Source organism: Kitasatospora sp. NPDC048286 (assembly GCF_043201735.1).
Taxonomy (GTDB): Bacteria; Actinomycetota; Actinomycetes; order Streptomycetales; family Streptomycetaceae; genus Kitasatospora.
On sequence record NZ_JBICZE010000001.1, the window covers coordinates 337636 to 357637 of the forward strand.

Here is a 20002-nt window from a genome sequence, read left to right on the forward strand (position 1 = left end):
GACCCGGAAGGCCGGGCCGCTCCCCCACGGGGGCGACCCGGCCTTCCGTCGTGCGGAGTCCGCTACTTCAGCATCGCGGCGGCTTCGAGGGCCCAGTAGGTGAGGATCTGCTCGGCGCCCGCGCGGCGGATCGAGGTGAGCGTCTCCATGATCATCCGCTCCCGGTCGATCCAGCCGTTCGCGGCGGCCGCCTCGACCATCGCGTACTCGCCGGACACCTGGTACGCGGAGACCGGCACCGGGGAGGCGTCGGCGATCTGGCGCACGATGTCCAGGTAGGACATGGCCGGCTTGACCATCACCATGTCCGCGCCCTCGGCGATGTCCTGCGCCAGCTCGCGCAGCGACTCGCGGGCGTTGGCCGGGTCCTGCTGGTAGGCCTTGCGGTCGCCCTTGAGCGAGGAGCCGACGGCCTCGCGGAACGGGCCGAAGAAGGCCGAGGCGTACTTGGCGGTGTAGGCGAGGATACCCACGTCCTGGTGCCCGGCCTCGTCCAGCGCCCGCCGGATCACGCCGATCTGGCCGTCCATCATGCCGGACGGGCCGACCAGGTGGACGCCGGCGTCGGCCTGCACCCGGGCCATCTCGGCGTAGCGCTCCAGGGTGGCGTCGTTGTCGACGCTGCCGTCGGCGGCCAGCACGCCGCAGTGGCCGTGGTCGGTGTACTCGTCCAGGCAGAGGTCCGACATGATCACCAGGGAGTCGCCGACCTCGGAGACCACGTCCCGGATCGCCTGCTGGAGGATGCCGTCCGGGTTGGTGCCCTCGCTGCCGATCGCGTCCTGCACCTCGGGGACGCCGAACAGCATGAGGCCGCCCAGACCCGCCTCGGCCGCGTCCACCGCGGCCTTGCGCAGGGTGTCGCGGGTGTGCTGGACCACGCCCGGCATCGAGGTCACCGGGACGGGCTCGCTGACGCCCTCGCGGACGAACAGCGGCAGGATCAGCTCCGCCGGGTGCAGCCGGGTCTCGGCCACCAGGCGGCGCATCGCCGGGCTCTGTCGCAGCCGGCGCGGACGTACGTACGGGAATTCAGCGGACACGGCTTCTCTCTCCGAACGGTTGTGCAGTACCGGGGGCGACGGTCGGCCGCCCCCGGCCGTGAGGGATGTCAGCGGGCCTTGCGGCGGGAGCCGGGACGGCGCTCGCTGGGCCGGTAGACCGGCTCACCTGCGGCCGTCGCGGTGTCGCGCCGCTTGGCCCCGAAGTCTGCCAGCGCCTGGGCCAGCGCGGCCGCCGACGGCGCCGGGGCCATCACGTCGACCCGCAGGCCGTGCTCCTCGGCGGTCTTGGCGGTGGCCGGGCCGATGCAGGCGATGACGGTGACGTTGTGCGGCTTGCCCGCGATGCCGACCAGGTTCCGGACGGTCGAGGACGAGGTGAACAGCACCGCGTCGAAGCCGCCGCCCTTGATCGCCTCGCGGGTCTCGGCCGGCGGCGGCGAGGCGCGCACCGTCCGGTACGCCGTCACGTCGTCGACCTCCCAGCCCAGCTCGACCAGGCCGGCCACCAGGGTCTCGGTGGCGATGTCGGCGCGCGGCAGCAGCACCCGGTCGATCGGGTCGAAGACCGGGTCGTACGGCGGCCAGTCCTCCAGCAGGCCGGCCGCGGACTGCTCGCCGGAGGGCACCAGGTCCGGCTTCACGCCGAAGTCCACCAGCGCCTGCGCGGTGGTCTCGCCGACCGCCGCGACCTTGATCCCGGCGAACGCGCGGGCGTCCAGGCCGTACTCCTCGAACTTCTCCCGGACGGCGCGCACCGCGTTCACCGAGGTGAAGGCGATCCACTCGTAGCGGCCGGTGACCAGGCCCTTGATGGCCCGCTCCATCTGCTGCGGGGTGCGCGGCGGCTCGACCGCGATGGTCGGCACCTCCTGCGGCACCGCGCCGTACGAGCGCAGCTGCTCCGACAGGCCGGTGGCCTGCTCCTTGGTGCGCGGCACGAGGACGTTCCAGCCGAACAGCGGCTTGGTCTCGAACCACGAGTGCGAGGCCCGGTGGGCGACCTGCTCGCCCACCACGGCTATCACCGAGGTGGCCGGGTCGACCGGGGCGGAGACCGGCGAGGGCAGCACCCGGGCGGCCTTCAGGTCGGCCGCGATGCCGGACAGCGTGGAGGTGAAGGTCCGCTGGCGGGTGGTGGTGCCGGAGAGCGTGGCGCTCAGCGCCGACTCCGGCTTGCGGCCGCCCGCAACCAGGGCCGCGGCGGTGGCGGGCAGCTGACCCAGGGTGGTGCGGACCACCAGGGTGGTCTCCGGCACCCCCAGGTCCACCGGGCCGCCGGCCAGCAGCGCGGCGCCGTCCACGAAGCGCACGTCGGTGCCGGAGCCGGCCCGCAGCGGGACGCCCGCGTACGCCGGGACGCCGACCGACTGGGCGACGCCCGGGATCACCTCGAACGGGATCCCGTCGCCCGCACAGCTGAGCATCTCCTCGGCGGCGCAGCCGTCCAGGCCGGGGTCGCCGTCGACGGTGCGGACCACGTGCTTGCCGGAGCGGACGGCCTCGGCGACCAGCTTGGCCAGGTCGAAGTCGGCGCCCTCGGCGACCGGGGCGTGCACCAGCACGCCGGCCGGACAGTGGCTGCGTACGGCGGCGGCGGTCAGCGGGTCCGCGACCAGCACGTCGGCGGTGGACAGCACCTCGACCGCGCGCAGGGTCAGCAGGCCCGGGTCCCCGGGGCCCGCGCCCAGGAAGGTGCACCGTCCGGTGGCGGGCTGTCCCGCCGGGAACAGGGCGTCGGTGGCGGCGGTGGGGCTCATCGGGCTCGCTCCCCCATCAGGGCGGCCGCGCCCGCGGCGAGCAGCCGGTCAGCCAGCGCGCGGCCGAGGGCCGCCGCCTGCTGCTCGGCGTTCTCGTCGAGGACGATCGGACCGTTGGCGGACATCTTCAGCAGGGCGGTTCCGTCGGGGTCGCCGACCACGCCGTCCAGCCGCAGTTCGTTCTCCCGGCCCCAGGTGGCCAGCGCGGCCACCGGTGCCGAGCAGCCGGCCTCCAGGGTGGCCAGCAGGGCGCGCTCGGCGGCCACGGCGACCCGAGTGGGGGCGTGGTCCAGCGCCGCGAGCGCGGCGGTCAGCGCGGTGTCGGCGGCGGTGCACTCGATCGCGAGCGCGCCCTGGCCGGGAGCCGGGATCATCACCTCGGTGTCGAGGTGCTGGGATATCTCGGCGCTGCGGCCGAGCCGGTTCAGGCCGGCCGTGGCCAGCACCACCGCGTCCAGCTCGCCGTTGGTCACGAAGCCGATCCGGGTGTCCACGTTGCCGCGGATCGCGACGGTCTCCAGCTGGACGCCGCGGGCGGCGGCCCAGGCGTTCAGCTGCGCCATCCGGCGGGGCGAGCCGGTGCCGATCCGGGCCGGACGGCCGGCGCCGGCCAGCTTCTCCACCAGCTCGTCCAGGGCCAGGCCCTCGACCGCGACCAGGGCGTCCCGGACGTCCTCCCGCTCGGGGACGGCGGCCAGCGCCAGGCCCTCGGGGGCGGCGGTGGGCAGGTCCTTGAGCGAGTGCACGGCGAAGTCGATCCGGCCCTCCAGCAGCGCGTCGCGCAGCGCGGAGACGAACACCCCGGTGCCGCCGATCTGCGCCAGCGACTCCCGGGAGGTGTCGCCGTAGGTGGTGATCTCGACCAGCTCGACGGGGCGCCCGGTGACCCTGGTCACCTCGCGGGCCACCATGCCCGACTGCGCCATGGCGAGGGCGCTGCGCCGGGTGCCGAGCCGCAGGGCCGCGGTGGCCGAGGGCTGCTCCGTGATCGGTTGACCATTCATGAGGTGATCGTCCCGGTGGTACTCGTGGGATGGCTGACGGTTCATCTGGTGCCCCCGGCCGAGGGCTGGGGCGCGCCGCCGACGGGCGTGCCCGACACGGCGTGCACGGCCGCCGGGTCGAGGTCGAACAGTTCCCGCAGCGCCTCCGCGTAGGAGGCGCCGCCGGGCTCGGCGGCCAGCTGCTTCACCCGGACGGTCGGGGCGTGCAGCAGCTTGTCGACGACGCGGCGGACGGTCTGGGTGATCTCGGCGCGCGAGCGCTCGTCCAGGTCGGGCAGCCGGGAGTCCAGCCGGCCCAGCTCGGCGGCGACCACGTCGGAGGCCATCGAGCGCAGCGCGACCACGGTCGGCGCGATCCGGGCGGCCCGCTGGGCGGCGCCGAAGGCGGTCACCTCGTCGGAGACGATCCGGGTGACCTGGTCGACGTCGCCGGCGCCGGGGCTGGCGGCGTGCGCGTGGGAGAGGCTCTCCAGGTCGACCAGCAGGGCGCCGGGCAGCTCGTGCACGGTGTGGTCGACGTCGCGCGGCATGGCCAGGTCGAGCAGGGCGAGCGGCTCGGGCGACCGGCGGGAGGCGACCGCGGCGGCCACGTCCTCGGCCCTGATCACCACGCCGGCCGCGCCGGTGCAGGAGATCACCAGGTCCACGTCGGCGAGCGCCTCCGGCACCTTGGCGAGGTCCAGCACCCGGGCCACGTCCGGGCCGAGGATCTCGACCAGCCGCTCGGCGCGGGCCGGGGTCCGGTTGGCGATCAGCAGGTCGGTCACGCCGGAGCGGACCAGGGTGGCGGCGGCCAGCGAGCTCATCGAGCCGGCGCCGACCACCAGCGCGCGCTTGCCGGCGATCTCGCCCGCGCCCGCCGCGACCTGCTCCAGGCCGAAGGTGACCAGCGACTGGCCGGCCTTGTCGATGCCGGTCTCGCTGTGCGCCCGCTTGCCGACCCGCAGCGCCTGCTGGAACAGCTCGTTCAGGCCGCGCCCGGCGGTGTGCTCGTCCTGGGCCTTGGCCAGCGCGTCGCGCAGCTGGCCGAGGATCTGGCCCTCGCCGACCACCATCGAGTCCAGGCCGCAGGCCACCGAGAACAGGTGGTGGACGGCGCGGTCCTCGTAGTGGACGTACAGGTGGGAGGTCAGCTCCTCCAGGTCCACCCCGCTGTGGTGGGCCAGCAGCAGCGACAGTTCGGCGACGCCGGCGTGGAACTTGTCCACGTCCGCGTACAGCTCGATCCGGTTGCAGGTGTTCAGCAGCGCGGCCTCGCCCACCGTCGCGGTGGCGGCCGCGTCGTGCAGCAGCCGGGTCGGTACGTCACCCGTCAGCGCGGCGCGCTCCAGCACCCCGACCGGGGCCGTGCGATGGCTCAGCCCTACGACGAGAAGGCTCATGCCCGCCCCCCACAGCTCTCGGTGTTCATGCGGGCATCACCGCGGAGAGATCCCCGTCGCCGCCCTTGGCGGACTTTCCCTCGGCCTGCTCGGCCTGGTCCTTGGCCGTCGGCTCGGCGGCACCCCGGGCCTTGCCGCTGCCGCCGGCCGCGCGGCGCAGCTTGGCGGCGGCCGCCCGGACCGGACCGGGGGCGCGGTCCAGCACCGACTCGGCGCGGTCGTCCGGCTCCTCGCCGGCCTTGCGCTGCTCGTGGAAGGCGAGGATCTGGAGCTCGATGGAGAGGTCCACCTTGCGCACGTCCACGCCGTCCGGGACGGTCAGCACGGTCGGGGCGAAGTTCAGGATGCTGGTGACGCCGGCCTCCACCAGCCGGTCGCACACCTGCTGGGCGGCGCCGGGCGGGGTGGTGATCACGCCGATGGAGACGTGCTGGCTCTCGACGATCGACTCCAGCTCGTCCATGTGCCGCACCGGAAGTCCGGCCGCGGTGGAACCGACCACGTGGGGATCGGCGTCCAACAGGGCGGCCACCCGGAAACCGCGGGAGGCGAACCCGCCGTAGTTGGCGAGCGCGTGGCCGAGGTTCCCGATGCCGACGATGACGACCGGCCAGTCCTGGGTCAGGCCGAGTTCGCGGGAGATCTGGTAGACGAGGTACTCGACGTCGTAGCCGACGCCGCGGGTGCCGTAGGAGCCGAGGTAGGAGAAGTCCTTGCGCAGCTTGGCCGAGTTCACGCCGGCCGCGGCGGCCAGCTCCTCGGAGGAGACGGTCGGCACCGAGCGCTCGGAGAGCGCGGTGAGGGCCCGCAGATAGAGGGGCAGGCGGGCGACCGTCGCCTCCGGGATTCCCCGGGCACGCGAGGGTCGGCGCGCGGCGCCCTGGTCGGGCGTCTGCGAACTGCTCTGTGGTGATCGGCCGATTGCCACGGTGCTCCTGTGGGTGAAGCTGGGCTTTGACAGCCAGGCTATGCGTTTGTGAACGTGTGCACAAAGATGGTGTCCGTTTTGTCCCCGCACAGTGATGCGCATCACGCCATCGAACCCATAGCACCGGAGTGGGTCAGCAGCACCTCCGGGGCCTCGGAATCCGGCAGCCAGGGGCCGTACGGAGCCTCCCGGCGCAGCAGCGGGACAGCGGCCGCGGACGGGCGGGAGCGGGCCCGTCCCAGCCGGGGCCAGGGCACCCGGGCGGCCTCGCGCAGCGGGCCGGTCCAGTCGTCCGGCGGGCAGGACGGCGCGTCCAGGCAGTGCAGCAGCAGCTCGGCGGTCACCCGGGCGTCGCCCAGCGCGGTGTGCGCCGGGTACCAGCCGAGGCCGGCCGCCTCCGCGCAGGCCGCCAGGCCGTGGCCGCGGGCCTGAGGCAGGTGGGCGCGGGCCAGCCGCATCGTGCACAGCAGCGGGACGGGCGGCAGCGGCACCCCGATCCGGGCGAACTCGCGATCGAGGAAGGCGTGGTCACAGCTGACGTGGTGGCCGACCAGCACCCGGCCGGCCAGCAGCTCCAGCAGCCGCGGGGCGATCTCGCGGAACCGCGGGGCGCCCTCGACGTCGCACTGCCTTATCCGGTGCACATGGGTCGGGCCGACCGGGCCCAGCGGATCCAGCAGGGTGGCGAACTCCCCCTCGGGGCGCAGCCGCTCGTCGAGCAGCACCACCGCGACCTCGACCACCCGGTGCCGCCACGGGCTGCGGCCGGTCGCCTCCACGTCCACCACGGCGAAGCCCCGGGGGCTCCCGGACGGGACTCCGGGCGTGCCTGGGACAGGGCCGGGAAGCATGGCGCACTCCTCGTGTGCTCAGCCCCCCACGGGCGCAAACGCGTTCGATCGTAAGCCGACCAACCCGCCCCGCCCCAGGCCGCAGCGGCGTGTCATCGGCAACGATTCGGCGAACCGACCCCGCCGTCCGGCGGGGGTCGGCGTACGGACGAACGCCGGGTCAGAAGCCGCTCAGCCACCCAGCGCGGTGCGCAGCCGGCGCTCGTCGACCCGCCAGAAGTCGTGCTGGCGACCGTCGATCAGGGTGACCGGAATCTGCTCCCAGTAGCGGCGGTACAGCTCCTCGTCCTGGGTGATGTCCCGCTCCTCGAAGGACGCGCCCAGCTCCCCCGTCACCCGGAGGATCACCTCGCGCGCCTCGTCGCACAGGTGGCAGCCGGGCTTGCCGACCAGGGTCACGGTCCGGTCCGCGGGCCGGGGGCTCTTACGTCTCAGCAGTGGGCTCACCGTCCCATTCTCCGCCATCGCCCCCACCCGCCCCGGGGGCCGGCACCCGGTGGAGCTGTTCACCTCGCGGGCACGGCTCCGTCACGGTCGCCAGGCGGCCGGCTGGCTATCCTCGATGACATGGCCGTGCTCAGAAGGCTCACCCAGGCAAGGCGTTCCAGCAGCGAGCGGAGCGCCCTGGCCGGCGAAGCCGCGGCCGAGGCGGCCGAGGCCGCGCTGCGGGCCGAGCCCGGGCCGGCACCCGCCCCGGGGCCGGAGGGCGACGCCGGAACGGCCGGCGCCGGGACGGAAGACACCGGGACGGAAGGCGCCGGGACGGAAGCGCCGACCGCGGGCAAGTCCGGCAAGGCCCCCAAGGCCCCGGCCGGGAACCACACCCCGGACCAGGACGACCCCCGCGCCGCCGCCTTCTTCGACTGCGACAACACCATCCTGCGCGGCGCCGCGATCTTCTACCTCGGCGTCGGCCTCTACCGCCGCGGCTTCCTCACCCACCGCGACATCGCCCGCTTCGCCTGGCAGCAGGCCTGGTTCCGGCTGCACGGCGCCGAGGACCCGGAGCACATCTCGGACGCCAAGCAGTCCGCCCTCGGCATCGTGGCCGGCAAGCCCACCGCCGACCTGGAGGCGATCTGCGAGGAGATCTTCGAGGACGTCGTGGCGGACAAGATCTGGCCGGGCACCCGCGCCCTGGTCCAGATGCACCTGGACGCCGGCCAGCGGGTCTGGCTGGTCACCGCCGCCCCGCTGGAGGTGGCCCGGATCATCGCCCGGCGGCTCGGCATGACCGGCGCGCTGGGCACCGTCGCCGAGGCCACGGACGGCCACTACACCGGCCGGCTGGTCGGCGACCTGCTGCACGGTCCGGCCAAGGCCGCCGCCGTCCGCGCGCTGGCCCGGCGCGAGCGCCTCGACCTCGACCGCTGCGCCGCCTACAGCGACTCGGCCAACGACATCCCGATGCTCTCGCTGGTCGGCCACCCGTACGTGGTGAACCCGGACGGCGCGCTGCGGCGCCACGCCCGCGCCCAGGGGTGGCGGGTGCGGGACTTCCGGACCGGGCGCAAGGCGGCCCGGGTGGGGCTGCCGGCGGCGGCCGCGCTCGGGGTGCTGGCCGGCGCGGCGGCGGCCGGGGTGGCGCTGAACCGACGGCGACGGCGCGGCTGAGACCGCCCGGGAGGCCATCCGAAGGCCGCCCAGGAGCTGTCCGGGCGGCCTCGCCCTGACGAGTGAGCGGGCGTCAACAGGGCCTCTGACCTGGCCCCTCTTACGGGCGAACTCCCCCGCACCGCACGGCAGTCCGGGCCGCCTGCACGAACCTGTCGCCGGGTGACCGGTTCTGATCGTTCGCCAGTCCGGGAAAGTCGGGGATTGCCGAGCCCCAAGGCTGGGAAACCGCCCCCCAGGCCGCCGAATTGGTCACCCTGGGCGCCCGTTCGATCACGTTGAGCCGGATGAACGATGACAGCTCCGGTCGGTATCAGCCGAATATGCACAACAAATGGATCCCAAACGACCACTTCGACCACACGGTGTAGCTGTCATTGCACAAAGCGTTATTCTCTCCTGGATGCACGCCACCACGCGTCCCGCTCGAACGGACGCCGCGGGGGTGCTCTCCGCGCAGGCGGAGGTGATCCGTCCACAGTTCTGCCTCTGGGAGTCCCGTGTACCCACCCGTCCGGAACGACGCGCCTGCACCCTCCCGCCCGTCGTCCGCGCCCCTGCGCCCCCGCACCGGCCTGCGCGGCCGGCCGACCGTCGAGCGGCAGATCTCCACCGGCCTGGACCTGTTGCGCACCCTGCTCCGCACCCAGCTCCCCACCTCGCCCCAACTGGCGCTCGCCGGAGGATCGTTCGGCCAGCCCGCGGCATCCGGCCCGGCGCTGCGCACCACCGCCGCCGGCTCGGCCGGCACCGGCTCACGCGGCCGCACCGGCAGCGCGGGCACCGGCCGGGGCCGCACCCGGACCGCGCCCAGCCCCGGCTACGAGACCGAGCACAACCCGATCATGGAGCTGGTCGAGCGGGCCCAGGCCGGCGAGAGCGAGGCCTTCGGCCGGCTCTACGACCACTACGCGGACACCGTCTACCGGTACATCTACTACCGGGTCGGCAGCCGGGCCACCGCCGAGGACCTCACCAGCGAGACCTTCCTGCGCGCCCTGCGCCGGATCGGCACCTTCACCTGGCAGGGCCGGGACTTCGGCGCCTGGTTGGTCACCATCGCCCGCAACCTGGTCGCCGACCACTTCAAGTCCAGCCGCTTCCGGCTGGAGGTCACCACCGGCGAGATGCTCGACTCCAACGAGTGCGAGCGCAGCCCGGAGGAGTCGGTGCTGGAGTCGCTCTCCAACGCCGCCCTGCTGGACGCGGTGCGCCGGCTCAACCCGCAGCAGCAGGAGTGCGTCACCCTGCGCTTCCTGCAGGGGCTCTCGGTGGCCGAGACGGCCCGGATCATGGGCAAGAACGAGGGTGCCATCAAGACCCTCCAGTACCGCGCCGTCCGCACCCTGGCCCGGTTGCTCCCGCCCGACGCGCGATGAGCCGCGCCGAGGACGGCACCGGCGCCATACGCCCTACCGGGCCGTCATCGTTCGCGCCCGGCCGACACGTCAGGGTGAACGGTCGATCCGATGATCAGCCGTGCGTAACCGACCGCCCGCACCGCTCGTTTTCCAGCGTGCAAGCCCCCACCAGGCGGACGGTCAAGTCGAATTGCGGCCTATCACCCGATGGAGTGGCTTTGGCCAGCCGGGGCAACCGTCCGGCAGGCCGGGGTGTCGACAACGACGAAGGGAGGTGTGGCCCGTGACGGCAAACGTGCTTGAGCACCGGCGGGCGAAGGCCTTCGCCGAGGCGCTGGAGGCCCACCAGGCGGAGCAACGCGCTGCGGCCAACACCGAATCGGACAGCGCCGCTGTCACCGGCGCCGGTCCGGTCGCGATGGCCGAACTGGTCGGTCTGACCGATGCGCTGGGGGCGCTGCCCGGGCCGGTGCTGGACCGGGAGGTCCGCACGGTCCAACGCGCCCAGCTGATGGCCGCGTTCGAGCAGGCCTTCGCCGGCGGGACGGGCACCGCGGTGCCCCGCCAGCGCCGCCACCGGGCGATCCGGACGGCGCCGCGCGGCCGCTGGAGCCGCCGGTTCGCGATCGGCGGGCTGGTCGCCGGGCTCGCCGTCGGCAGCCTGGCCGGCGCCGCCGCGGCCAGCTCCAACGCCCTCCCCGGGGACACGCTGTACGGCCTCAAACGCGGACTGGAAGGGCTCCGGCTCGACCTCGCGGGCTCCGACTCCGAACGCGGCGAACTGCTGCTCGACAACGCGGCCACCCGGCTCGGCGAGGCCAAGACGCTGGTCGGCCGCACCGGCCCGGCCGGCGCCCTCAGCCCGGCCACCGTCGAACAGGTCCGCCGCGCCCTGGACGACATGCACGCCGACGCCCTCAAGGGCCGCGAGCTGCTGCGCTCGGTCTACCGCAGCAACGGCTCCCTCGACCCGATGCGGGCCCTGGCCGGCTTCGCCCACGACGAGGACGGCCGGTGGAGCGAGCTGCAGGGCAAGCTGCCCGTCCAGCTCACCCGGCAGGCCGACCTGGTGAACCGGCTCTTCGACGACATAAGCGAGGACGTCGCGCCCCTGCGCCTGGTCCTGCCCCCCGCCCAGGGCGGCGGCGCGACCGGCACCGGAGCGGGCGACGGCTCGGCCCACTCGACCGGTGGCTCCCCGGCCGGCTCCCCGGCGGCCGGCTCCGGCACCACGGCCGGCACCGACCAGGCCCCGGGCTCCGGCGCCGCCGGCAACCGCCCCGGCGCCACCGAGCACCCCCCGGCCTACCCCGGCTCCGGAGCCTCCGGCAACGGCGGCAAGGGCGGCGTCCTGCCGGACACCCTGCCCAGCAGCGCCCCGGACGCCGTCAACGGCCTGGTCGGCGGCCTCACCAACGGCCTCACCGGCACCAGGCCCTCACCGAGCGCCGACGCGGCCCCGCCGCAGGCGCCGCAGCAGGCCACGCCCAGCGCCCCGAACGCGGCCCAGCCGCAGGGCGTCGAGGTGCCGCCGCTGCTCCCCGACCTGCTGCCCGGTCTGCGGATCCTGGGCGGCTGACAGCAGGGCGGTGGGGGCCCGGCGGAGTGCGATATCCGCCGGGCCCTCGCCGTGTCCGGGGCCGGTCCGGGCGACGCCGCTCGGCGGGGTCCGTCAGAAGAACACCGAGCGCCGCTGCACCAGCAGCTGGTAGAGGCTGTGCTGGATGGTCTCGCGCACCTCGTCGGCCAGGTCGAAGACCAGCATCGGGTCGTCCGCCGCCTCCGCCGGGTAGGCGTCGGTGGCGATCGGCTCGCCGAAGCGGATCGTCCACTTGGCCGGCAGCGGCAGCATCCCGAGCGGGCCCAGCCAGGGGAAGGTCGGGGTGATCGGCACGTACGGCAGGCCCAGCAGCCGGGCCAGCGTCTTCACGTTGCCGATCATCGGGTAGGTCTCCTCGGCCCCGACGATCGAGCAGGGCACGATCGGCACCCGCGCCCGCAGCGCGGAGGCGACGAAACCGCCGCGGCCGAACCTCTGGAGCTTGTAGCGCTCGGAGAACGGCTTGCCGATCCCCTTGAAGCCCTCCGGCCAGACCCCGACCACCTCGCCGCGCTCCAGCAGGGCCTGGGCGTCCTCGTTGCAGGCCAGCGTGTGGCCGGCCTTGCGGGCCAGCTCGTTGATGCCGGGCAGTACGAAGACCAGGTCGGCGGCGAGCATCCGCAGGTGCCGCCGGGCGGGGTGGTGGTCGTGGATGACCACCTGGGTCATCAGGGCGTCCAGCGGGATCGTCCCGGAGTGGTTGGCGACGACCAGCGCACCGCCCTCGGCCGGGATGTTCTCCACGCCCTGGACGTCGATCCGGAAGTACTTCTCGGCCAGCGGGCGCAGCAGCGAGAGCAGCACCTCCTCGGTGAGCTCCCGGTCGAAGCCGAACTCGTCCACCTCGTAGTCGCCGGTCACCCGGCGGCGCAGGAAGGCCAGCCCCTCGGCGGCGCGGCCCTCCCAGCCCTTGCCGAACAGCCGGGTGGCGGCCTGGCCGAGCGGCCCGGACAGCGCCCCGCCGACGGCCTCGGCGAGCCGGTCGGCCGGTTTCGGCCCCTCGGGTGAGGTCCAGCTGGGGGCGGACTCGATCGGGATGACCCTGGCCTCGCCCGGCGCGTTCTCGGCTGCGGCACTCATCGCGGGTTCAGCTCCTCGGTCGGCGGGGGCGGTTCGGCAGGGCGTCCGGTCCGGTGGCGGGCCCAGCGGCGCGCTCCGGGCCGAGCAGGGCGGTCAGCCGGTCGGCGACGGCGGCCAGCCGCTCGGGCGGCAGCAGGCCCGGGCCGCGGGCGGCGGCGAAGTCGGCGAAGGCCTCCGGCGTGCTGAACGCCGGACGGTAGCCGAAGGTGTCGCGCAGCCGCGCGGTGTCCACCACCCGGCCGTGGGTGAGCAGCCGCAGCTGCTCGGGCGAGACGTCCACCAGCCGGCTCTGCCGGGCGAGCACGGCCATCCAGCTGACGGCGGGCAGCAGCAGCGGCAGGGTGGGCCGGCCGAGCCGGCGGGCGCACTGGGAGAGCAGCAGGACGCCCTCCCCCGCCACGTTGAAGGTCCCGGTGTTGACGGTGCCCGGCGCGGGTTCGTCGGCGGCCCGGCAGAGCACCGCGACGGCGTCGTCCTCGTGGACGAACTGCAGCCGCGGGTCGTAGCCGAGGACGGTCGGCAGCACGGGCAGGGCGAAGTACTCGCTGAGCGGGGTGTCCGCGTCGGGGCCGACGATGTTGGCGAAGCGCAGCACCGTCACCGCGACGTCCGGGCGGCGGCGGGCGAAGCCGCGCACGTAGCCCTCGACCTCCGACGCGTCCTTGGCGAAGCCGCCGCCGGGCGGGTCCTTGGGCTGCATCCGCTCGCTGAACACCGCCGGGTCGCGGGGCGCGGAGCCGTAGACCCCGGTGGTGGACTTCACCACCAGCCGGCGCACCCCGGGGGCCTTCTGGCAGGCGCCGAGCAGCTGCATGGTGCCGATCACGTTGGACTCCTTCACCGCGGAGCGGTTGGTGGAGCCCAGGCCGGTGGCGCTGACGCTGAGGTGCACCACGGTGTCCACCCGGTGCTCGGCGAGCACCCGGGAGAGCGCCGGACGGCGCAGGTCGAGCTGGTGGAAGCGGTACGGGGCGGCCGGGCCGACCGGCTCCCCGGGCGGCAGCCGGGGCGGCTGCACGTCCACGCCGACCACCAGGTCGACGCCAGGACGGCGGCGGACCTCGGCGGCGAAGCGGGCACCGAGATGGCGTGCCACGCCGGTGACGAGCACGACCACGCCCACGGTGCTGCCCCCATTTCCCGGCCCCGGCGGCCTGCGTGCACCGTACCGCGCCGCCCCACCGGGCCGTGAAACGACACCGCCCGCCCAGGCCGTGACGGCCTGGGCGGGCGGTGGAAGCGCTGGGCGCGCCAGGCGCGGCCGGGGGCGCTTACTTCTTGTTGCGACGCTGAACGCGAGTCCTCTTCAGAAGCTTGCGGTGCTTCTTCTTGGCCATACGCTTGCGACGCTTCTTGATGACAGAGCCCACGGAACAACCCTCGCTCACTGAGACTCTCGCCCGTGAGAGACGGAGTCCATACGACTGACGTGAGGGCCTAGCCTACCTTCCGGTTGCCCGGGGCTGTAAATCGCGCCCCCGGCAGCCGGAGAACTCGGGGGAAATCCCCGGCGAACGGGTGCGGGGCCCACCGGTGTGGACCCCGCTCCCGCGCGCCCGCGCTACGCGCTCTCGAGCCGCACGTAGGACTCCTTGAGGTACTCGTGCACCGCCTGCTGGGGCACCCGGAAGGACCGTCCGACCCGGATGGCCGGCAGCTCTCCGCTGTGCACCAGCCGGTACACCGTCATCTTGGACACCCGCATGACCGCGGCGACCTCCGCCACGGTCAGGAAGACGACTTCCTGAAGGGGGCGCTCGACGGAACTCATGACCATCACCCGACCCTTACCCGTGTGCAAGGCACCGGCTTCCCCTCCGGTGACTCCACCGGCACACGTGTATCCCCAGAGTAGTTATGGGTGGTACCAGTGGGAAGAGGGGAAGTGCAGTCCTCGTACGGTGAGAGATAGGACTGTTGCAGTACGTAGCCGACCGGCGGATGGCACCGCTCGGCGTACGCACGGCCCCGCCGGGACGCGGCCCGGGCGCGGCCGGGAAGGCGGATTCAGGCCAGCAGTCCGTGCAGCGGGAACACCGCTCGCCGGGTGGCGAGGATGGCCTGATCGAGCCGGTCGGCCGGATCGTAACCCGCGTCGAAGTCGCGCCAGACCGGGCGGGCGCCGTCGGTCATCCGCAGCGGGGCCGGGCGGCGGGTGCGGCGGTAGACCTCGGCGCGCCAGGACTCCGGGGTCTCGGTGGCCGGGTCGACGGGCCGGGCGGCGGCGGTGGCGACCAGGTGGGTCCAGGTGCGCGGGACGACGTCCACCACCGCGTAGCCGCCCCCGCCGGTGGCCACCCAGCGGCCGCCGGCGTACTGGTGGGCGAGGTCGTGCAGCGTCTCGGCGATCAGCCGCTGGGCGTCCACGGTGACGGCGAGGTGGGCGAGCGGGTCCTCCAAGTGGGTGTCGGCCCCGTGCTGGGTGACCAGGACCTGCGGCCGGAAGGCGTCGAGCAGTTCGGGCACCACCGCGTGGAAGGCGCGCAGCCAGCCGGCGTCGCCGGTGCCGGCGGGCAGCGGGAGGTTGGCGGCGGAGCCGGGGGCGTCCTCGCCGCCGGTCTCGATCGACCAGCCGGTCTGCGGGAAGAGCGTGGCGGGGTGTTCGTGCAGTGAGACGGTGAGCACCCGGGGGTCGTTCCAGAAGGCCGCCTGGACGCCGTCGCCGTGGTGCACGTCCACGTCCACGTAGGCGACCCGCTCGGCGCCGAGTTCCAGCAGCCGGGCGATGGCCAGCGCCGGGTCGTTGTAGACGCAGAAGCCGGAGGCCTTGCCGGGCATCGCGTGGTGCAGCCCGCCGGTGAAGTTGACGGCGTGCGGGGTCTCGCCGCGCCAGACCGCCTCGGCGGCGGCCACGGACTGGCCGGCGATCAGCGCGGAGGCCGAGTGGATCGCCGGGAAGGACCAGTTGTCGTCGGTGCCGAGTCCGTGCAGCGGGTCGGATCGTTCGGGGTGGGCGGCGGCGTTGCGGACCGCCTCGACGTACTCCCGGGTGTGCACCAGCCGGAGGGTGGACTCGCCGGCGGGCGGCGCGGCCCGGACGGTCACCCCGGGCCCGCTGCTCAGCCCGAGGTCCTCGACCAGGCGCATGGTGAGGGCCAGCCGGGTCGGGTCCATCGGGTGGCCGGGGCCGAAGTCGTAGGCGGTGACGGCCTCGTCCCAGAAGAGGTGCAGGCCGCAGGGGGTGTCACGCTCGGCTTCGGGCATGGCCTCCACCGTAGCGGGTGGCGGTGGCCGGACCGCTGCCAGGGCACGCCGGGCCGGTGCCCGAGGGGCGGCCGGGCAGACGGGTGCGCGATGAAACTACGGAAGTTGTGGGGCAGCTGTGGAGGCGGGTGTTGAGGCGGTACAGACAAAAGCCTTGCGACTCCATATCCTCTCCGCCATGAAGCCATTCAGCGTGCAACGCCTTGGGGTAATTCTCGCTGCAATACTGGGATTTGGCGTCTTCTTTGCCGCCCAGCCGGCCTCCGCCGCGGTCAGCGGCGCCACCTTCGCGGTCGACAAGTCGGCGGCCAAGGCGGGAGACCAGCTGACCCTGACGCTGTCGCTCACCAACAGTGAGAACAGCCCCATCTACTTCGCCTACGAGGCCGTCCAGCCGACCTGGCCGGCCAACACCCAGGCCGGAGCGTTCACCATCACCGGTTGCACCGGCGACACCTCCGACTGCGTGACCAACGGGAACAGCGCCAACTTCCACTTCAACGCGCCGATCGCGCCCGGGGCGACGAAGAGCGTCACACTCACCGTCAAGATCACCGACACCCCGGCGTGGGGCAGCGCCCCGTACACGCTGAACTGGGCGCCGTACGTCTACTACGAGTTCGGCCAGGTCGGCGGCACCACCACGGCCAAGGACCAGGGCTGGACCTTCGGGGTGCCCGAGCTCCAGACCGTGATCAGCTGACCCCACGTCCCGTCGACCGCCCCCGCCGTCACCCGACGGCGGGGGCCAGGGCGTGTCGGCGACAGTTGAAGACGGTGTGCGGGGATGCAGACAAGCCCTTCACCGCTCCCTATCCTCTCCGCCATGAAGCCATTCAGCGTGCAACGCCTTGCGGTAATTCTCGCTGCGATACTGGGACTTGGCGTGATCTTCGCCACCCAGCCGGCCTCCGCCGTCTCCCAGATCGGCGGCACCGCGTTCTCCGTCGACAAGAAGACGGCGGCGCCGGGCGATCAGCTGACCTTGACCCTGTCGCTCACCAACACCGAGCCCAACGCCATCTCCTTCGCCTACGTGTACGTCCAGCCGACCTGGCCGACCAACCAGCGGACCGACGTGGTCACCCCCACCGGCTGCGGCGGCGAGAGCGTCGACTGCTCGTACGGCGGCTTCAACAGCGCCGCCGCCTTCCACCTCACGACGCCGATCCCGCCGGGCGCCACCCGCACCGTCACGGTCACCGCGCGGATCACCTCCACACCGGCCTGGACCGGGTCGTACACACTGAACTGGGCCCCGTACGTCTACGCCGAGTACGGCTCGACCGCCCCGGACTTCACCAAGGACGGCCTCTGGGCAGGGGGACTGCCCGAGCTCCAGACCGTGATCAGCTGACCGCACGTCCCGTCCCCCGCCCCCGACGTCACCCGACGGCGGGGGCCGGGGCCGGAACCGGCACCGGGGCGAAGCGCTCGGCCAGCGGCAGGACGGCGAGCACCAGCAGCATCGGGGCGAGCAGCGCCCAGCGGTACGAGCTCGCGTCCGCGATCGCCCCGACCAGCGGCGAACCGAGCAGGAAACCCACGTAGTTGAAGAGGTTGAGCCGGGCCACCGCGGCGTCCGAGTCGGCCGGGAAGAGCCGGCCGCCGGCCGCGAACACCTGCGGGATGATCGCGCAGATGCCGAAGCCCAGCACGGTGAAGGCGGCGATGCCCGCCCAGGCGGCGGGCGCGACCACGGCCAGCCCGAAGCCGAGGGCGGCCAACGCGGCGCCGGCGCGGACCACCGGGACGGCGCCGAAACGCTGCACCGCGCGGTCGCCCAGGGCCCGGCCGAGCAGCATCGCGACCATGTAGCCCAGGTAGGAGAGCTTGGCGAGGTCCTCCCGGCTGCCCAGCCCGTCGGTCAGGTACTTGACGCTGTAGTTGGAGACCGAGGCGTCCGCGATGTACGCGAAGGCCATCGCCAGGCAGAGCGGCAGCAGCGGACGCCAGGGGACGGACCGGGCGGCGGCCTCGGCGGCCTCCCGGACGGCGTCGCCGAGTTCGGCCGGTCCCGCGAACCGCGTGCCGGTCAGCAGGGCGAGCGGGGCGATCACCGCGGCAGCCGTGCCGAACAGCACCGGCAGCCCCAGGTCGTAGTGCGAGCCGAGGCCCGCCAGGGCCGCGCCGAGAATGCCGCCGAGGCTGAACGCGGCATGGAAGCCGATCATGATCGAACGGCCGTAGCGGTGCTGGAGCCCCACCCCGAGCATGTTCATGCTGGCGTCCAGCGCACCCACCAGCAGCCCGAACGCGCCCAGCGCCAGCGCGAGTTGCCACAGCGTGCCGCCCAGCCCGGCGGCCGCCAGGCTGAGACAGACGGCGGGCTGGACCACCCGCAGCACGGCCCGCGCGCCGGTGCGCTTCACCAACTGCTCGGAGGCGATCGACCCGACTCCGGCGAGCACCGGCACCGCGGCCAGGAAGACCGGCAGCAGCCCGTCGCTCAGCCCGTACCGGTGCTGGATCTCCGGGATGCAGGTGACCAGCAGGGCGAAGACGGTGCCCTGGAGCAGGAAGCTGACGGCGAGTGCGGCCCGCCCGGCCCGCAGGCCAGGCGCCACGGGGGACGGGACGGGCCGTGCGGACGGTGCGGCACTCACGCGGACCTCCAGGCGGACTCCACACGGACCTCGCTGACGTCGCCGGCCCCACTACCGACCGGTAGGACGATGTTGGCGAGAGCGTAGGGGGTGCGCCGCGATTACGGGAGGGGTCGCGCAGCGGTCATTTTCCGCCCGAGGCCAGCTCCCGGGAGCGGTCCCTGGCCGCCTCCAGGGCGCCGAGCAGCGCGGCCCGCACCCCGTGGTTCTCCAGCTCGCGGATCGCCGCGATGGTGGTGCCGGCCGGCGAGGTGACCGCCTCGCGCAGCTTCACCGGGTGCTCGCCGGAGTCGCGCAGCATCACCGAGGCCCCGATCGCGGACTGCACGATCAGGTCGTGCGCCACCTGCCGGGGCAGGCCGAGCAGGATGCCTGCGTCGGTCATCGCCTCGACCAGGAAGTAGAAGTAGGCCGGACCGGAGCCGGACAGCGCGGTGGCCGCGTCCTGCTGGGACTCGGGCAGCCGCAGCGCCTTGCCGACCGAGCTGAAGATCTCCTCGGCGCGCGCCAGGTGCTCCTCGCCCGCGTGCGAGCCGGCCGAGATGACGCTCATCCCCTCGTCCACCAGGACCGGGGTGTTGGGCATCACCCGGACCACCGGGGTGCCGGCCGCCAGCCGCTCCTCGAACCAGGCGGTGGGGACGCCGGCCGCGGCCGAGATCACCAGCCGGTCCGCGCCGACGTGCGGGGCCAGCTCGTCCAGCAGGCTGCCCATGTCCTGCGGCTTGACCGCGAGGATCAGGGTGTCGGCGAGCTTGGCGGCCTCGGCGTTGGAGACGGCCACCACGCCGTAGCGGGCGGCGAGTTCGACCGCGCGCTCGGGGCGGCGGGCGGTCACCAGGACGTCGGCCGGGTCCTTGCCGGCCCGCAGCAGACCGGAGAGCAGGGCCTCGCCGATCTTGCCGGTGCCCAGGAAGGCGATCTTCTGTCCGTGTGCTGCGCTGCTGCCCATGGTCCGCTCCTTGCCTCGGTGCTGCGGCCTTGCCTCGGTGCTGCGGCCATCCTCGCACCGCCCGGCGGCGCACGCGGGGACCGTCCGCTCCGTGGTCGCCACGGACCGCAACGGCCCTGCCCCTAGGGTGAAAACTCCGGGGTTTCCCCTATGGCCTCCGCGCTCCGGCAGGCGCACCGTGGAGCCATGGCACACGACGAAATGTCCCGACGTGAGAACCGGCAACTCGCCGTCGCCTCGGCGACCGTGGGACCGTGGCGGACCGCCGCGGGGGTCGGTGCGGTGGTGGGGGCGACGGCCCTGGGGATCGAGGCGATCTCCGGGAACTGGTCGCTGAGCATGCTGGCCTCACCGGCCGGCTGGGGTCTGTTCTTCTTCTTCCTGGTCGGCACCGTCGGCGGCCGGCTGCGGCACGACACCACCGACCGGCGGCTGCGCCGCTGGGCGGACGAGCACCCGTGGCGGTCGGCGCTCCCGGCGGCCGGCGGACTGCTGGCGCTCAACACGCTCGCCCAGCTGTTCCTCGGTGACGAGGGGCTGTTCGGCGCCTTCTTCGTCTCGCTGCTGCCGGCCGGCCTGCTGCTGGCGATCGCCGGGGTGGTCGGCTCGGTCAAGCAGGCCCGCGGCAAGGGCTGAGCGGGACGGACCCGGGCAACGGA

20 protein-coding genes are annotated in these 20002 nt (G+C 73.8%); 6 read left to right on the plus strand and 14 right to left on the minus strand.

Going from position 1 to position 20002, the window contains the following annotated elements; genetic code table 11:
* Window positions 1-62: 62 nt before the first annotated feature.
* The 7 genes from hemB to ACGF13_RS01660 all read right to left on the minus strand — a co-directional run bounded on the left by hemB (window position 63) and on the right by ACGF13_RS01660 (window position 7391).
* Complete coding sequence (gene hemB, locus ACGF13_RS01630) at window positions 63-1043, minus strand: porphobilinogen synthase (RefSeq protein WP_392867694.1); 981 nt, start codon at window positions 1041-1043, stop codon at window positions 63-65.
* 68 nt (window positions 1044-1111) lie between these two features.
* The gene (locus ACGF13_RS01635) at window positions 1112-2761 is read right to left on the minus strand and encodes a uroporphyrinogen-III synthase (protein ID WP_392867697.1); all 1650 of its coding nucleotides are present in this window, start codon (window positions 2759-2761) and stop codon (window positions 1112-1114) included.
* Window positions 2758-3765: a hydroxymethylbilane synthase gene (hemC, locus tag ACGF13_RS01640; protein WP_392867700.1), complete on the minus strand. Its 1008-nt coding sequence runs from the start codon at window positions 3763-3765 to the stop codon at window positions 2758-2760. Before hemC ends, ACGF13_RS01635 begins: the two co-directional genes overlap by 4 nt.
* A gap of 41 nt (window positions 3766-3806) precedes the next feature.
* Entirely contained in the window at window positions 3807-5147 is a 1341-nt protein-coding gene (locus ACGF13_RS01645; RefSeq protein ID WP_392867703.1) for a glutamyl-tRNA reductase, read from the minus strand.
* A gap of 25 nt (window positions 5148-5172) precedes the next feature.
* A complete protein-coding gene (locus ACGF13_RS01650; RefSeq protein ID WP_392868756.1) occupies window positions 5173-6069 on the minus strand; it encodes a redox-sensing transcriptional repressor Rex in 897 nt (298 codons plus the stop codon).
* A 107-nt stretch (window positions 6070-6176) separates the two neighbouring features.
* Entirely contained in the window at window positions 6177-6926 is a 750-nt protein-coding gene (locus ACGF13_RS01655) for an exonuclease domain-containing protein (RefSeq protein ID WP_392867706.1), read from the minus strand.
* A gap of 171 nt (window positions 6927-7097) precedes the next feature.
* On the minus strand, window positions 7098-7391 hold the full coding sequence (locus tag ACGF13_RS01660; RefSeq protein WP_392867709.1) for a glutaredoxin family protein: 294 nt from the start codon (window positions 7389-7391) through the stop codon (window positions 7098-7100).
* A 102-nt stretch (window positions 7392-7493) separates the two neighbouring features.
* Between ACGF13_RS01660 and ACGF13_RS01665 the strand changes: the two genes are divergently transcribed.
* From ACGF13_RS01665 to ACGF13_RS01675, 3 genes are all read left to right on the plus strand, one after another.
* Window positions 7494-8540 carry an HAD family hydrolase gene (locus ACGF13_RS01665; protein ID WP_392867712.1) on the plus strand — a complete coding sequence of 349 codons (1047 nt, stop codon included), beginning with the start codon at window positions 7494-7496 and terminating at the stop codon, window positions 8538-8540.
* Window positions 8541-9145: 605 nt separating this feature from the next.
* The gene (locus ACGF13_RS01670; protein WP_392868757.1) at window positions 9146-9919 is read left to right on the plus strand and encodes an ECF subfamily RNA polymerase sigma factor, BldN family; all 774 of its coding nucleotides are present in this window, start codon (window positions 9146-9148) and stop codon (window positions 9917-9919) included.
* A gap of 265 nt (window positions 9920-10184) precedes the next feature.
* Window positions 10185-11480, plus strand: a complete 1296-nt coding sequence (locus ACGF13_RS01675; RefSeq protein ID WP_392867715.1) for a DUF5667 domain-containing protein — start codon at window positions 10185-10187, stop codon at window positions 11478-11480.
* 93 nt (window positions 11481-11573) lie between these two features.
* Here ACGF13_RS01675 and ACGF13_RS01680 read toward each other — a convergent pair whose 3' ends face one another.
* From ACGF13_RS01680 to ACGF13_RS01700, 5 genes are all read right to left on the minus strand, one after another.
* Window positions 11574-12581, minus strand: coding sequence for a lysophospholipid acyltransferase family protein (locus tag ACGF13_RS01680; RefSeq protein ID WP_392867718.1), 1008 nt, complete (start codon window positions 12579-12581; stop codon window positions 11574-11576).
* A gap of 7 nt (window positions 12582-12588) precedes the next feature.
* Window positions 12589-13704, minus strand: coding sequence for an NAD-dependent epimerase/dehydratase family protein (locus ACGF13_RS01685; protein ID WP_392867722.1), 1116 nt, complete (start codon window positions 13702-13704; stop codon window positions 12589-12591).
* Between the two features lie 148 nt (window positions 13705-13852).
* Window positions 13853-13951, minus strand: coding sequence for a 30S ribosomal protein bS22 (locus tag ACGF13_RS01690; RefSeq protein ID WP_003948845.1), 99 nt, complete (start codon window positions 13949-13951; stop codon window positions 13853-13855).
* A 191-nt stretch (window positions 13952-14142) separates the two neighbouring features.
* Entirely contained in the window at window positions 14143-14352 is a 210-nt protein-coding gene (locus ACGF13_RS01695; RefSeq protein ID WP_045699258.1) for a helix-turn-helix domain-containing protein, read from the minus strand.
* A 236-nt stretch (window positions 14353-14588) separates the two neighbouring features.
* Window positions 14589-15785, minus strand: a complete 1197-nt coding sequence (locus ACGF13_RS01700) for an acetoin utilization protein AcuC (protein ID WP_392867725.1) — start codon at window positions 15783-15785, stop codon at window positions 14589-14591.
* A 178-nt stretch (window positions 15786-15963) separates the two neighbouring features.
* On the opposite strand from ACGF13_RS01700, the gene ACGF13_RS01705 reads away from it, so the two are divergent.
* Entirely contained in the window at window positions 15964-16488 is a 525-nt protein-coding gene (locus ACGF13_RS01705; protein ID WP_392867728.1) for a hypothetical protein, read from the plus strand.
* 183 nt (window positions 16489-16671) lie between these two features.
* Complete coding sequence (locus ACGF13_RS01710; protein ID WP_392867731.1) at window positions 16672-17142, plus strand: hypothetical protein; 471 nt, start codon at window positions 16672-16674, stop codon at window positions 17140-17142.
* Between the two features lie 28 nt (window positions 17143-17170).
* Here ACGF13_RS01710 and ACGF13_RS01715 read toward each other — a convergent pair whose 3' ends face one another.
* A complete protein-coding gene (locus tag ACGF13_RS01715) occupies window positions 17171-18391 on the minus strand; it encodes an MFS transporter (protein WP_392867734.1) in 1221 nt (406 codons plus the stop codon).
* A gap of 124 nt (window positions 18392-18515) precedes the next feature.
* Window positions 18516-19343, minus strand: a complete 828-nt coding sequence (gene proC, locus ACGF13_RS01720) for a pyrroline-5-carboxylate reductase (protein ID WP_392867737.1) — start codon at window positions 19341-19343, stop codon at window positions 18516-18518.
* A 186-nt stretch (window positions 19344-19529) separates the two neighbouring features.
* Here proC and ACGF13_RS01725 point away from each other — a divergent pair, with 186 nt between their 5' ends.
* Complete coding sequence (locus tag ACGF13_RS01725) at window positions 19530-19979, plus strand: hypothetical protein (RefSeq protein WP_392867740.1); 450 nt, start codon at window positions 19530-19532, stop codon at window positions 19977-19979.
* Window positions 19980-20002: the final 23 nt, after the last annotated feature.